This is a genomic window from Nocardia sp. NPDC056100 (assembly GCF_042266325.1).
Taxonomy (GTDB): Bacteria; Actinomycetota; Actinomycetes; order Mycobacteriales; family Mycobacteriaceae; genus Nocardia.
This window is the reverse complement of sequence record NZ_JBHJVY010000006.1, coordinates 244986-258311: the sequence shown is the minus strand read 5'-3', so window position 1 is coordinate 258311 and position 13326 is coordinate 244986. Positions and strand designations below refer to the sequence as shown.

Annotated in this window: 12 protein-coding genes; 8 read left to right on the top strand and 4 right to left on the bottom strand. The window is 67.7% G+C overall.

Features of this window, described 5'->3' with window-relative positions:
- Positions 1-3 precede the first annotated feature (3 nt).
- Both ACFC0O_RS40265 and ACFC0O_RS40260 read right to left on the bottom strand, forming a co-directional pair.
- Positions 4-1398, bottom strand: a complete 1395-nt coding sequence (locus tag ACFC0O_RS40265; protein WP_364636006.1) for a TldD/PmbA family protein — start codon at positions 1396-1398, stop codon at positions 4-6.
- A 21-nt stretch (positions 1399-1419) separates the two neighbouring features.
- Positions 1420-2946: a TldD/PmbA family protein gene (locus ACFC0O_RS40260; RefSeq protein ID WP_375967460.1), complete on the bottom strand. Its 1527-nt coding sequence runs from the start codon at positions 2944-2946 to the stop codon at positions 1420-1422.
- 187 nt (positions 2947-3133) lie between these two features.
- Here ACFC0O_RS40260 and ACFC0O_RS40255 point away from each other — a divergent pair, with 187 nt between their 5' ends.
- On the top strand, positions 3134-4111 hold the full coding sequence (locus ACFC0O_RS40255) for a TetR/AcrR family transcriptional regulator (RefSeq protein WP_375967458.1): 978 nt from the start codon (positions 3134-3136) through the stop codon (positions 4109-4111).
- Here ACFC0O_RS40255 and ACFC0O_RS40250 read toward each other — a convergent pair.
- Positions 4082-4975 (bottom strand): alpha/beta fold hydrolase, encoded by an 894-nt coding sequence (locus ACFC0O_RS40250; protein ID WP_375967456.1) that lies wholly within the window; start codon positions 4973-4975, stop codon positions 4082-4084. The genes ACFC0O_RS40255 and ACFC0O_RS40250 overlap by 30 nt on opposite strands.
- Between ACFC0O_RS40250 and ACFC0O_RS40245 the strand changes: the two genes are divergently transcribed.
- Positions 4957-5409, top strand: coding sequence for a hypothetical protein (locus tag ACFC0O_RS40245; protein ID WP_375967455.1), 453 nt, complete (start codon positions 4957-4959; stop codon positions 5407-5409). The genes ACFC0O_RS40250 and ACFC0O_RS40245 overlap by 19 nt on opposite strands.
- Here the strand turns inward: ACFC0O_RS40245 and ACFC0O_RS40240 are convergent.
- On the bottom strand, positions 5406-6173 hold the full coding sequence (locus ACFC0O_RS40240) for a TSUP family transporter (protein ID WP_375967454.1): 768 nt from the start codon (positions 6171-6173) through the stop codon (positions 5406-5408). The genes ACFC0O_RS40245 and ACFC0O_RS40240 overlap by 4 nt on opposite strands.
- A 60-nt stretch (positions 6174-6233) precedes the next feature.
- Between ACFC0O_RS40240 and ACFC0O_RS40235 the strand changes: the two genes are divergently transcribed.
- The 6 genes from ACFC0O_RS40235 to lnt all read left to right on the top strand — a co-directional run bounded on the left by ACFC0O_RS40235 (position 6234) and on the right by lnt (position 13262).
- On the top strand, positions 6234-7451 hold the full coding sequence (locus ACFC0O_RS40235; protein ID WP_375967452.1) for a sensor histidine kinase: 1218 nt from the start codon (positions 6234-6236) through the stop codon (positions 7449-7451).
- Positions 7452-7494: 43 nt separating this feature from the next.
- Complete coding sequence (locus tag ACFC0O_RS40230) at positions 7495-8157, top strand: response regulator (protein WP_375967450.1); 663 nt, start codon at positions 7495-7497, stop codon at positions 8155-8157.
- Between the two features lie 120 nt (positions 8158-8277).
- The gene (locus ACFC0O_RS40225; protein WP_364634098.1) at positions 8278-8772 is read left to right on the top strand and encodes an FxsA family protein; all 495 of its coding nucleotides are present in this window, start codon (positions 8278-8280) and stop codon (positions 8770-8772) included.
- 49 nt (positions 8773-8821) lie between these two features.
- A complete protein-coding gene (locus ACFC0O_RS40220) occupies positions 8822-9604 on the top strand; it encodes an alpha/beta fold hydrolase (RefSeq protein ID WP_375967448.1) in 783 nt (260 codons plus the stop codon).
- 124 nt (positions 9605-9728) lie between these two features.
- Positions 9729-11324: an amidohydrolase gene (locus ACFC0O_RS40215; protein WP_375967446.1), complete on the top strand. Its 1596-nt coding sequence runs from the start codon at positions 9729-9731 to the stop codon at positions 11322-11324.
- Positions 11325-11645: 321 nt separating this feature from the next.
- Positions 11646-13262 (top strand): apolipoprotein N-acyltransferase, encoded by a 1617-nt coding sequence (gene lnt, locus ACFC0O_RS40210; protein ID WP_375967766.1) that lies wholly within the window; start codon positions 11646-11648, stop codon positions 13260-13262.
- Positions 13263-13326 lie beyond the last annotated feature (64 nt).

Sequence of the window (13326 nt, the reverse complement as noted above, 5' to 3'; positions counted from 1 at the left end):
CGGTTACGTCGCCTGGCTCACCGAGGACATGTGGAAATCGGGAATTCGCAAGGCGGGCATGGAGGTCCGGGTGAACCAGTCCTTCCATTCGCGCGGCAGGGTGATCTCGCTGCGGCCCGCTTCGCTGACCCGGCGCAGCAGATCCAGGGGTGATTCGTTGAAGCGGAAGTTATTGACCGCGGCGGTGACCTCACCGTTCTCGACCAGGTACACCCCGTCGCGGGTGAGTCCGGTCAGCAGCAGCGTCGCCGGATCCACCTCGCGGATGTACCACAGGCAGGTCAGCAGCAGTCCGCGTTCGGTGCGCGCGATCATATCCGCGAGGGACGCGTCCCCGCCGCCGGTCATGAGCAGGTTCTCGCCGGGAACCGTGACGGTGGCATCGAATTCGGCCGCGGTGGCGCGCGGATACACCAGATTCTCGATGACGCCCTTGCGCACCCAGTTCGCGCGCTGCGCGGTGAGCCCGTTATCGAACACCGACAGCGACTCCGACGACGCCGGGGTCGCGACGAACGGCCGGTACTCCAGCCCGGCAGCGCTCGGATCCGAATACAGGGTGAGCGGAATATCGGTGAGCCGCTCCCCGATTCGGGTGCCACCCGCGCGGGAGAACGCGGTATGGCCCTCGTGTGCGCCGCGGCCCTCCATGGTCCACGCCATATAGATCATCAGATCCGCGACGGCCGAGGGCGGCAGCAGGGTTTCGTAGCGTCCGGCGGGCAGGTCCACCCGCCGTTTGCTCCAATCCAGGCGGCGGGACAGCTCGGCGAGCAGGCCGGGCACATCCACATCCGCGAAATCGGTGGTGCCCGCACCGACCCACGCGCTCGCCAAATCCGCTCCGGCGCCGCGTTTGCCGTTGATCTCCACCGATCCGGTCGGCTGCACCCAGCGCCGCCGAATCCCGGCCGAGGTACCCAGCCAGGTGGAATGCAATTGATGATGCGCGAATCCGTACAGCTGATCGCTGCCGTCGAAACCGGGTGCGAGATCGCGGGCCAGTTCGGCGAAGACCGAGATATCGGTGCTGCCGGGTTCACCCTCCCAATCCAGCATGGCATCGAGGGTCGCGTGATCCACGATCTGCGGATCCAGCAGCGGCATGGCATCGCGCGCGGGTTCGGCGGTGCGCGCGGCCTCCTCACTCGCGCGCACCACGGCCTCGATATCGGCCGGGTCCACACTCGTGGAACTCACGCTGCCGACGCGCGCACCGGCGTCATCGCGGAAGATCGAGACCACCGCCCAGTCCCGCGCTATCGAGGAACCATTGGTGGTCATGGAGTTTCCGGCCCAGCGCAGCGACGCCTCATGCGCGTCGGTGACGATCACCATGGCCTCATCGGCGCGCGAGGACCGCAGCGCGCGTTCGACGACCTCGGGGGCGGGGAGCACACTCACCGTGTCGGTCCTTTCCTACTGTCCGGCTTCGGCGCGGGTATTGAGAATATTGACCCCGCGCACCAGCACCGACGGGCAACCGTGCGAGACCGCCGCCACCTGACCGGGCTGGGCCTTACCGCAATTGAACGCACCGCCCAGCACCCAGGTGGAGGGGCCGCCGACCGCTTCCATCGAACCCCAGAAGTCGGTGGTGGTGGCCTGATACGCGACATCGCGCAGCTGCCCGGCGAGTTCGCCATTGCGGATGCGGAAGAAACGCTGGCCGGTGAACTGGAAGTTGTAGCGCTGCATATCGATCGACCAGGACTTGTCGCCGACGATATAGATGCCGTTCTCGACGCGGGAGATGAGTTCGGCGGTGGTGGTGTCGCGTTCGGGATCGGGTTGCAGGGAGACGTTCGCCATGCGCTGGATCGGAACGTGGTGTGCCGAATCGGCATACGAGCAGCCGTTCGAACGCTCCAGGCCCAGGCGGGGTGCGAAGACGCGGTCGAGTTGATAGCCGACCAGGGTGCCCTCGCGCACCAGATCCCACCGCTGTCCGGCGACGCCCTCGTCATCCCAGCCGACGCTGGCCAGGCCGTGCCGCTGGGTGCGGTCACCGGTGACATGCATGATCGGGGTGCCGTACTTCAGCGTGCCGAGTTTGTCGGGGGTCGCGAAGGAGGTTCCCGCATAGGCGGATTCGTAGCCGATGGCGCGGTCGTATTCGGTGGCGTGGCCGATGGATTCGTGAATGGTCAGCCACAGATTGGTGGGGTCGATGACCAGATCGGTGGGTCCGGCGGTGACGGTCGGGGCCTTGACCTTCTCGGCCAGCCACCCGGGGATCTGCGCGAGTTCGCCGTTCCAGTCCCAGGTTCCGTCCGCGCCGGTGACATACTCCCAGCCGCGACCCGCCGGGGCGGCGAGGGTGCGCATGGTTTCGAATATGCCCGCCGACGGGTCGACGGTGATGGCCTCGATCTCCGGATGCAGGCGCACGCGCTGCTGGGTGATGCGGGAGCCGAAGGTGTCGGCGTAGAAGGTCTGCTCCTTCACCTGCAATACATTCGCCGTCACGTGATCCACGCCGTCGGCGGCTTTGAGACGCTCCGAATAGTCCAGCAGCAGTGCGACTTTGTCCGGTGTCGGCACCGCGAACGGATCGATGTCGTATTCGGAGATGTACTCCACGCCGTCATAACGCGGCTCGTCGGCGAGCTCGACACGCTCGCGATTCAAGCCCCGCAATGTGCTGGCAACCGTCACGGCGCGCCGCGCCACCTGCACCGCCGACTCCGGAGTCAGATCCGCGTGCGAGGCGAAACCCCACGTGCCGTCAACGATCACGCGCACCGCGAAACCGAGATCGGTACTGTCGCGCACGGATTCGACGCGCCCGTCGCGTAACCGGATGCTCTGCTGCGTGAGTCGATGCACCCGCAGGTCCGCGTACTCCGCCCCGGCCGCTCGCGCCGCCGTCAGAGCGGCATCGGCGAGCGCGGTCAGCGGCAGCGCGCGGAACTCGGGATCCACGACCTTGGTTGCGATGCTCACCCGCACCACGCTAGAGGGTCGCGTACCGGTGCTTCAACAACACACTGGGACACAATGAAGTTCACACCGCGCAAACCTGCACACGCTGCAAGAATGCACAGAGTGTGAAGAAGCGCAGCATGAAACGCGGGCGACAAGCCCAGTACATACCGGGTTTTTCGGTCGCAATGGCGTAGCGTCTGCCCGCGTGCCGCCATCAGCGCTCCGCGACCGCAAACGAGAACGCACCCGCCGTGCCCTCTACGAGGCCGCCGTCGAATTGTTCGAAAGCAGAGGTTATGAGGCGACCACCGTCGCCGATATCGCCGCGGCCGCCGAAGTCGGCACCCGGACGTTCTTCAACTACTTCGCCAGCAAAGAGGAACTCCTCTTCCCCGAACCCGACGATCGGGTGAGCGCGGCCGCCCGCGCCATCGCCGCCCGCCGTCCCGACGAACGCCCCGTCGAGGTGTTGCTACGTGCCTTACGCGCGGCCGGCGATAACCCCGGCGAGCATCTCGGCGACACCCTCGCCGCCCGTATAGCCGTTGTCCGAGCCCAGGTCTCGCGCACCGTCCCCGCCGTCTCGGGCCGCGCCGCCTACGCCCAGCTCTCGGCGCAACAGGAAATAGCCCGCCAACTGCGCACCGCCTTCCCCGACGAACTCGACGAGGTCGGCGCGGCCGCCCTGGTGGGCGCGGTCGTCGGCGCGGTCTCCGGCGCCCTCACGGTCCTGTTCCAAACCAGTGCCATCAGCGATCCCGATGAGCTGCAACGCAAAATCCAGGAAACCACCTCGAAGGTCCTGGCCCCCTGGCTCTCCGCCCCGCCCCCCGCGGCGATAGCCAGCGCCGATCCGGACGCCAGCCATTCGCACGCCATGACGGCCGCCCCGCGCGTAGACCAAACCCCCGCGCCCCGCGCCGAAGACCCCCGCCCGTCCTACGTGACCACGGAACCCGTGCGCCGCACCGATCTCCCGGTCCGCCACCTCGGCGCCGCCATGCTCCGCCGCGTCACCCCCGACCCGGTGCACCACCTCCCCACCGGCTCCTGCGTCACCCCCGACTCCACCCCCACCCCCGACTCGGGCGGCGAATCCTCCTGGCGCGGCAACTCTTCCGCATCCGACCCGGACCCCGAACCGGCAGGCGACCTACGAGTCCGCGAAAACGCCTACGTCTGACCACTCCCGGGTGAGGAATTCGCTGAGCACGCGGTTGAATTCGGCCGGGCGTTCCAGCATTGGCAGGTGGCCGATTTCCGGCAGGATATGGAGCTGCCGGACCGCCGGGGTGGTGGCCGCGAAGCGATGCAGATCGCGGGCTGGGGCGATGCGATCGAGCTCCCCGCCGATCACCAGCGTGGGGTGTGTGAGGGTGAGTGCGGCGGAGAAGTCGTAGCCGAAGCCCTGGCGGAGGGTTGCCAGGGTTCCGGGTGCGCCGACTCCCGAGAGGAAATGGCCGAATATCTCCTCGGATATGGCTTCCGGATGCGGAACATACGGGGACAGAGCCAATTTCCGTGCCCAGGGAGTTCGGGTGATCAGCGATCGCATCGCGGTGGGTAGCGGTAGTCCCGCGGTCGCGGCCTCGATGAGGAAGTTTACGAGGCGGGGGTCGCGGCGCAAGGTGGTGATCGGGGCGGCGAACAGGGCCAGGACCGAGGTGATCGGACCGCCGGCCAGGACGACGCGGTGGGTGCGATGGGGCAGGCGCGTCGCGAATTCGCAGGCCACCAGGGTGCCCATGGAATGACCGACCAGATCGATGCGGTCCACACCGCAGTGGGCGCGGAGTGCGTCGATGACGGTGACCGCGTTGGCGATCGTCGATATGCGCGGGAGTTCGGAATCGCCGAAGCCGGGGAGGTCGAGGGCGATGACGCGATGGGTGCGCGCCAAAGCCGGGATCGTTGCGGCCCAATGCCTTCGACAGCCGCCCAGGCCGTGGACGAGGACGCAGGTCCGCGATCCGGAACCGGTGTCGGTGAACGCGATCCGGCGGCCGTTCACCACCAGATCGCGCCGCCGTGTTCGCTGCTCGGCCAACGCTGGTGGTCTGGGATCACGTCGATACCCAGGGGCTGGCCTTGCTGACCGCCGATGCGGGGGTGAGCACACCTGCGGAATTGCTGGCGGGGTTGAGCGCCGCCGCGCCGATCGTGCTTGCGGCGCTACTGGATTCGGGCGATGAGCACCGGATCGAACGGCGCGTTCGGCTGATGACCTCCGAACCCGAAGTGCGTACGGGCGAATTGCAGCAGATCCACGGGCTCGAAGCACAGATCCGCCGCCTGCTCGCCGCGCGGCTCGGGCGCGACGACAATGATCTGGCGGTGCGCTACGCCGCCGCACAGGCCGCATGGGGGTATCTGGCCGCCGTCGACCACTGGGCCGCGAACGAATACAGCGAACCACTGGCCGACGTCCTGCGGGACGCCACCGCTCTGCTGGTCAAAGCCGTTGGCGCGGTACTGGATTAACCGAACTGCTGCCAGCCCAGGCGGATCACCATGGCTACCACCACGACCAGTAGGACGATGCGGACGAAGCCTGCGCCCTTGGCGAGGGCCATGCGGGAGCCCACGATGGAGCCTGCCACATTCGCGACGGCCATGGATAGGCCCAGGGCCCAGAGGACGTGGCCGGTGGAGGCGAGGAAGATCAGGGAGCCGAGGTTGGAGCCGCAGTTGATGACCTTGGCCATGGCGGCGGCGCGGACGAATTCGGTGCCGAGCAGGGTGGCGAAGGTGATGATGAGGAAGGTGCCGGTGCCCGGGCCGAGGACGCCGTCGTAGAGGCCGATGAGACCGGCGGCCAGGCCCACGACCAGCAGGGTTTTGCGGCGGGTGGGGGGATGGGTGGCCATGGTGACGCCCACGGACGGGCGGATGGTGACGAAGATGGCGACGCCGATCAGCACCACCATGACGATCGGGATGAAGTATTTGCGGTCGATCAGGGCGACCAGTGCGGAACCGCACGCCGCCGCGATGGCGGCGATGACCGCGCCGGGAATCAACAGCTTCCAGCGCATCGGCACCTTGCGGGCGAAGGTGATCACCGCGGCCGTGGTGCCGGAGAACGCGGCAATCTTATTGGTGCCCAACGCGGTTTGCGGCGCGAGTCCGGGCAGCACCACGAACAGCGTCGGCAAGACGATCAAACCCCCGCCGCCGACCACGGCATCGACCCACCCCGCGGCGGTAGCCGCCGTCAGCAAAACCGCCCAGTCCGCAACACCCACCCCGCGACCCAACCAGACTTCGTGAACCGCGAGCAAACCGCCTACCTCTAGGGTGTGGGAGTGCGCCGGTTCAGCTTGTGGCTGCGAGGGAAGCCGCTCATCTCCGATTCCATCCTGGCTCTGTTGCTGTTGACCTTGGATGTGCTGACGGTGGGGGAGGCCAGGAATAAGGTTGCATACCTGGTGCTGGGTGTGCTGTTGGTGGTGCCGATCATTTTCCGGCGGACCTATCCGCGTGGGGCGGCGCTGGTGTTGGTGCTGATTTCCACGAGCACCACGATCACGCATTGGGCCGGGGATGATTCGTCGGTGCATCCGGCGCTGCTGGGGCTCGGGGTGATGCTGTACACGCTGGTCGCGTATGTGGGGCGGCGCGAAGGACTCTGGTATCTGGGGTTGCTGGTCTTCGACAGCACGCTTTCTTTTCTGCTGATCGGCAAACCCGAGGGTGGTGATCTGGCGTTCACGGCGCTGTATTACGCGCTGTGCTGGACCTTCGCCGAATTCGTTGGGGCGCGGCACGCCTATGACGCCGAGGTCGCCGCACGGTTGGCCGTCGCCGACTATGACAAGGAAAGGCGTGCGCACGATGCCGTCGCCGCTGAGCGCACGCGCATCGCCCGCGAACTGCACGATGTGGTCGCGCACGCGGTGAGCGTGATCATCGTGCAGGCCGACGGGGCGCGATTCGCGTTGCGGGACAATCCCGATCTGGCCGAGAAGGCCATGACCACCATCGCCGGAACCGGCCGCGACGCGCTGCGTGAGCTGCGGCGCACCGTGGAGCTGCTGCGCATCGAGCATGCGCCGGAAGAACTTCCGCAGCACGGCACCGCGGGCATCGCCAAAGTCGTGCGCATGATGCGCGATACCGGACTCGATGTCTCCCTGGAACTGTGCGGCGAAATCGATACCGTCACACCGGAAGTCAGCCTCGGCATCCACCGCATCGTGCAGGAATCGCTCACCAATACCCTGCGGCACGCCGGTCCCGATCCGCGCGCCGAAGTCCGCATCGAACGCGCGGAGAACGATGTGCTGCTCGATATCGTCGATTCCGGCGGTGCGCCCAGCGCCCGCGCGCACGGTAAATGCGGTGAATCCCTGCCCACCCGGATCACCGCCCCCGCGAGCCTGATTCCCGGCAGCGGTCTCGGCCTGGTCGGTATGCGCGAACGCATCGCGGTGCTCGGCGGCACCCTCACCGTCGGCCGCACCGGCAATGGCGGCTGGGCGGTGCACGCCACGATCCCGCTGTACCGGGCCGTCCCGGACTAGCCGCCGGGGCCGGTCCGGCCGCCGTACCGATAGATTGGATGATGTGCCGATCACCGTTCTCGTCGTGGACGACCAGGAACTCATGCGCGCGGGCTTGAAGATGGTGCTGGGCGCCCACCCGGATATCGAGGTGGTGGGGGAGGCCGATAACGGGGCCACCGCCATCTCCCGCACCGCCGAACTGCGCCCCGATGTGGTGCTCATGGATGTGCGCATGCCCATCACCGACGGTGTCACCGCCACCGGCAAAATCATCGAATCCGGTTGCGGCAGCCGCGTTCTGGTCATGACCACCTTCGATCTCGACGAGCATGCGCTGGGCGCGCTGCGCGCCGGGGCCAGCGGCTTCCTGTTGAAGGACACCCCGCCCGAGGACCTCATCTCGGCCATTCGCAGTGTCGCCGCCGGGGACGCCGTGGTGTCACCGAAGGTCACCAAACGCCTGCTGGACCGTCTCATCGCCGATGATCCCGCCGCCGGGCGCGATCCCGCCATCCTCGATGTGCTCACCGCGCGTGAGCGCGAGGTGCTCGAACACATCGCCGTCGGACGCTCCAATGCCGAGATCGCCGCTGCCCTGTTCCTGTCCGAGGCGACCGTCAAAACCCATGTCGGGCGCGTGCTCACCAAGCTCAACCTGCGCGATCGCGTGCAGGCGGTGGTACTGGCCTACGAAACCGGACTTGTCCGGCCGGGCAACGCCTGACCCGCTCTGCACCGGGCACTACCGCATACACCCTGATAGCCGAATGTGAATCCGGACGCATCGGGAGAAAATTCGCAGTGCGAACCGTTGAGGGAAGTAGATCGCCGAAAGGATCGCCTAATGCCCGCACTATTGTTCGCCGCGTACTTCATCGCCGAGATCGCCACGCTCATTCTGTTCGGTCACCTCATCGGCGTGTTCCCGACCATTCTGCTGCTCATCGCGGGTTCGGCCGCGGGCCTAATCCTGGTTCGCTCGCAGGGCCGCCGCGTGTTCGAGAACTTCCGCCGCGCCTCACGCGGTGAGCTCGACCCGAGCACCGCCGTCGCCGACGGCGCACTGGTCACGGTCGGCGCGGTGCTGATGTTCGTGCCCGGTCTGCTCACCTCGCTGATCGGCCTGGTCGCGCTGGTGCCGTTCACCCGTTTCCTGATCCGCCCGGTGGTGGCCGCGTTCGCCGCGCGCCGCCTGGCCCGGGTCGCCACCGCGGTCGGCCCGTACGGCTACCGCAATGTGGTGATCGATCCCGACGGTGAGGTCATCGACGCCACCGTGGTCACCGAGTACTACGACGACGGCCAGGGTGATGCCCGCCGCATGATCGACCCGCGCTGACCGTAGGCTGAACGCCGTTCAGACCCGCATAGTCGAAGGGCCGATAACGATGTCCAGCGAGACCACCGTGCGCAATGGCGCGGTCACCCTGCCGGTGACGCGGTCCGGGGCGGGTCCCGCGCTCGTCTTCCTCAACGGCGCGGGCGCGACCCAGGTCGCGTGGAAGCAGGTCGTCTCGGAACTGCACGGATACGAGAGCATCACTTTCGATCTGCGCGGGCACGGAAAGGCTTCCACCGCAGAGTCTTACAAGTTCGCGGACTTCGAATCCGATGTGGACGCGGTGCTGCGCGCGCTGGATGTGCAGCAGCCGATACTCATCGGCTGGTCCCTCGGCGCAGATCTTGCGGTCGAATACGCCGCCGCGCATCCGGGCGAGATCGCCGGACTGGTGCTGCTGGACGGCGCGGCCCCCATCCAGGCATCGCTCATCGACGATCCCAAGAAGACCCGCGAATCCTTCAACAGCCTCGGCACCAAACTCGCCATGCTGCTGGTGCGTATGAGCGCGCACGGATACGCCATGCCGGGCAAGGCGTTCGCCGATCTCACCATCGAGGTCGATCAGCGTCGGCAGAAACTGCTGGACACCTACCGCACCCTGGACTGCCCGGTGACCATGTTGCTGGCGACGCATACCTCGCAGGGTAAGGACGCGCAGGCGACCCGGATCAACAAGACCTGGCGTGAAGGCGGCGAAATCCTGCATGCCGCGGTACCGAGCATCGAGGTGCGCTGGCTCGAGGGCGATCACAAACTGCCCTTCACCCATCCCGCCGAGGTCGCGGCCGCCATCACCGAACTCGCGGCCAAGGCGCAACCCTCCGAATAATGTCGTCTCCCACACGGAGCGCGCGAGTCCGAATCACCGTGAGCGCCGGGCGAGATGTGACGTACGTCCGGTGGGTGGAGTGCGGTTGCGAGTGCACACGGCGCGTGCGGCAGACTGGAAACCCGTGAGTACCCAGTTGCTTGTCGGCGGTCGCATCTACAGCTCCAGTAATCCCGACGCCACCGCCATGGCCGTCACCGACGGCACCGTGGTGTGGGTCGGCGCGGACCGCACCGGACGGGCACTGCACCCGGACGCCGAGATCGTCGACCTCGGCGGGGCGTTCGTCGCACCCGCGTTCGTGGACCCGCATGTGCACACCACCGCGCTGGGACTCAAACTCACCGGACTCGATCTGGCACAGGCGCGTTCACTCACCGAATGCCTGGAACTGCTGCGCGCGCACGCCGCCGCGCACCCCGCCGGACCGGTGCTCGGCGATGGCTGGGACGACACCACGTGGGCCGAAGGCCGCCCACCCACCCTGGCGGAGATCGATGCCGCCGCACCCGGGCGCATCGTGTATCTGGCTCGGGTGGACGCGCATTCGGCCGTCGCCTCCACCGCACTGCTGGACGCTGTGCCCGCGCTGACCGGAACGCCCGGCTTCACCCGGGGTGAACCATTGCGCGCCGAAGCGCATCACCTGGTGCGCCGCGCCGCGCTCGGTGCGTTGGAACCCGCGCAGCGCGAAGCCGCCCGCCGCGCCGCCCTGGATCACGCCGCCGCCAATGGCATTGCCGCCGTTCACGAATGCGCCGGACCCGATATCTCCGGTGAGACCGATGTGCGCGAACTGCTCGCCTTCGACCACGGTGTGGAGGTGCGCGCCTATTGGGGTCAGGCCGTGCGCACCGCCGACGAGGCCCGCACCCTGATCAAGGAACTCGGCGTGCACGCGCTCGGCGGGGACCTGTTCGTGGACGGTTCCATCGGCTCGCACACCGCGTGGCTGCGCGACCCGTACGCCGATCAGGACACCGTCGGCACCTCCTACCTCGACGCGGAAGCCATTGCCGCCCATGTGCTCGCGTGCACCGAGGCCGGGATCCAATCCGGGTTCCACGTCATCGGTGATGCCGCCATGGACGCGGTCGTCGCGGGCTTCGAACAGGTCGTCACCCAGGTCGGCGGCCCCGCCTTCGCCGCGCGCGGGCACCGCATCGAACACGCCGAAATGGTCGACGCCGAGCAGATCGCGAAACTGGCCGCCTGGGGTGTAATCGCCAGCGTCCAACCGGCTTTCGACGCCGCCTGGGGCGGAACGGACGGTATGTACGCCGCGCGTCTGGGCGCGGACCGCGCCGCCACTCTGAACCCGTTCTCCGCCATGGCTTCCGCGGGCATCTCCCTCGCCATCGGCTCGGATGCCCCGGTCACCGCCCTGAGCCCGTGGGAGGCGCTGCGCGCGGCGGTCAACCACCGCACCCGCGGCCACCAGATCTCCCCGCGCGCCGCCTTCGCCGCCGCGACCCGGGGCGCCTGGCGCGCGGGCGGCGTCCGTGACGGCGTCGCCGGAACCCTGGTCCCCGGCTCACCCGCCTCGTACGCGGTGTGGGAAGCGGACGAATTGGTCGTCGCCGCGGCCGCCGACACCGTCCAGCGCTGGTCCACCGACCCCCGCTCCCGCGTCCCCGGCCTCCCGCCCCTGACCCCGGACGCGGCCCTGCCCCGCTGCCTGGCCACCGTGCACCGCGGGACCACAATTCATGCGGTCTGACGGGCCTGCGGAAGGCGCTTCGCGCACGACAGTGGCCGATGATAGGGCGAAGGCCCGGCCGCGTCGCGGCCTGGTGCACCGCCCGCCGCTCGACATCGCGTACGGTCGGCATGAATTCCGAACCGGCAGGCCATATCTCGGGCGTGCGATCCGCATCCCATCGGGAAAGACGTTTCGGGGTGCGGTGCAGGATCGAAAGGTATTGGCGTCGTGAGCAAGTCGATTGTCGAGGGCGATGATCACGCGGGGAGCGACGCGGCGGGGCGCGGCATAGCCGCCCGGGCGAACGGTTTGCTGCGGGATCATCCGGTGCCGGCGCGCATGGTCGCGGCGGTGATCGCCGGACTGTTGCTGTTCGCGAGTTTCCCGCCTCGGACGCTGTGGTTCCTCGCGCCGGTCGGGATTGCGATTCTCATTCTGACCGTGCGCGGAAACGGCCGTCCGCGTGGGGGTTTCGGATATGGATTCCTCGCCGGGATGGCGTTTTTCCTGCCGTTGCTGCCGTGGACCGGAATCTATGTCGGACCGGTGCCGTGGATCGGACTTTCAACGGCGCTCTCGGTGTATGTCGGATTGTTCGGGATGCTGGTGCGCGTGGTCGGGCGGTTGCCGGGCTGGCCGCTGTGGGTCGCCACGGTGTGGTCGCTCACCGAATGGGGGCGGTCGAGTTTTCCGTTCGGCGGGTTCCCGTGGGGGAGACTGGCTTTCGGTCAGGCCGACGGCTGGTATCTGCCGTACGCCATGCTCGGCGGCGCACCACTGGTGAGTTTCGCGGTGGCGCTCACGGGGGCCGGACTGGCCGCCGCGGCGGTGTGGGGCATCGCGTTCGCGCGTAGCACGGACACGCCGCGGGCGCGTCCGAATCGTCCCAGATCGGGGCGTTGGCGTCTCATATCCTGGAACCGAATTGTTGCTGCGGCAATGCTTGTGGCTATAGTTCCCCTCACCGGAGTGATCCTCCGGACCGCGCTGCCCCGCCCGGAGGACGGCAACCGGCCGATCACGGTCGCCGCCATCCAGGGCAGCGTGCCGCGGTTGGGATTGGACTTCAATTCCCAGCGCCGCGCGGTTCTCGACAATCACGTCAAGCGCACCGAAGAGCTCGCCAAGGCCGTCGCGGCCGGGCAGGCCGCGCAGCCGGATGTGGTTATCTGGCCGGAGAATTCCTCCGATATCGACCCGCTGCGCAATTCCGACGCCTATGCCGAGATCACGCAGGCGTCGCGAGATATCAAGGCCCCCATCCTGGTTGGCGCGGTGCTCGTCAATGACGATCGCACCACCACCAATTCGGTGATCGTGTGGACCGCGGACGGCGGCCCGGGGGAGCGGCACGACAAGAAGATCATCCAGCCATTCGGCGAATACCTGCCCTATCGGAGCTTCTTCCGGCATTTCTCCGAATACGCCGACCGCGCGGGCTATTTCGTGCCGGGCAACGGTGACGGCGTGGTGCACGTGCAGCCCGCGAGCGGCGGCGCGCCCGTCGCCATCGGCGTGGCCACCTGTTACGAGGTCGCCTTCGATCGCGCCTTCGAGGACGCGGTGCGCGCCGGTGCGCAGATTCTCACGGTGCCGTCCAATAACGCCACCTTCGGTAAGAGCGAGATGACCTATCAGCAGCTCGCCATGTCGCGGATTCGCGCGGTGGAGCACGGTCGCGCCGTGGTGGTTTCGGTGACCACCGGGGTGAGCGCCATGATCACCGCCGACGGCACCATCCAGCAGCAGACTGAGCAGTTCGTTCCGGCCGCTCTGGTGGCGACCCTGCCGCTGCGCACGAACACGACACTCGCCTCCCGGATAGGTCCCGCGCCGGAACGAATCTTGTGTATCCTGGCCGCGGTCGCAACTGTGGCGGCCGTCACTCGCCGGCGCACCACCACTGCGACTCCGGCAGATCCTGATGCGGTGGCCGGCACCCTTCCGGCCGAATAATTCACTGCGGGCACGTGCGACGAGGGCTGTCCCGCTGCGGCGATCATGATTCGCCGATATTTAG

What these genes read in the sequence shown, in the direction of transcription:
- ACFC0O_RS40220 (WP_375967448.1), top strand. Translation starts at nt 8,822, where the DNA reads ATGTCCAGCGAGACCACCGTGCGCAATGGCGCGGTCACCCTGCCGGTG.
- ACFC0O_RS40225 (WP_364634098.1), top strand. Translation starts at nt 8,278, where the DNA reads ATGCCCGCACTATTGTTCGCCGCGTACTTCATCGCCGAGATCGCCACG.
- lnt (WP_375967766.1), top strand. Translation starts at nt 11,646, where the DNA reads ATGGTCGCGGCGGTGATCGCCGGACTGTTGCTGTTCGCGAGTTTCCCG.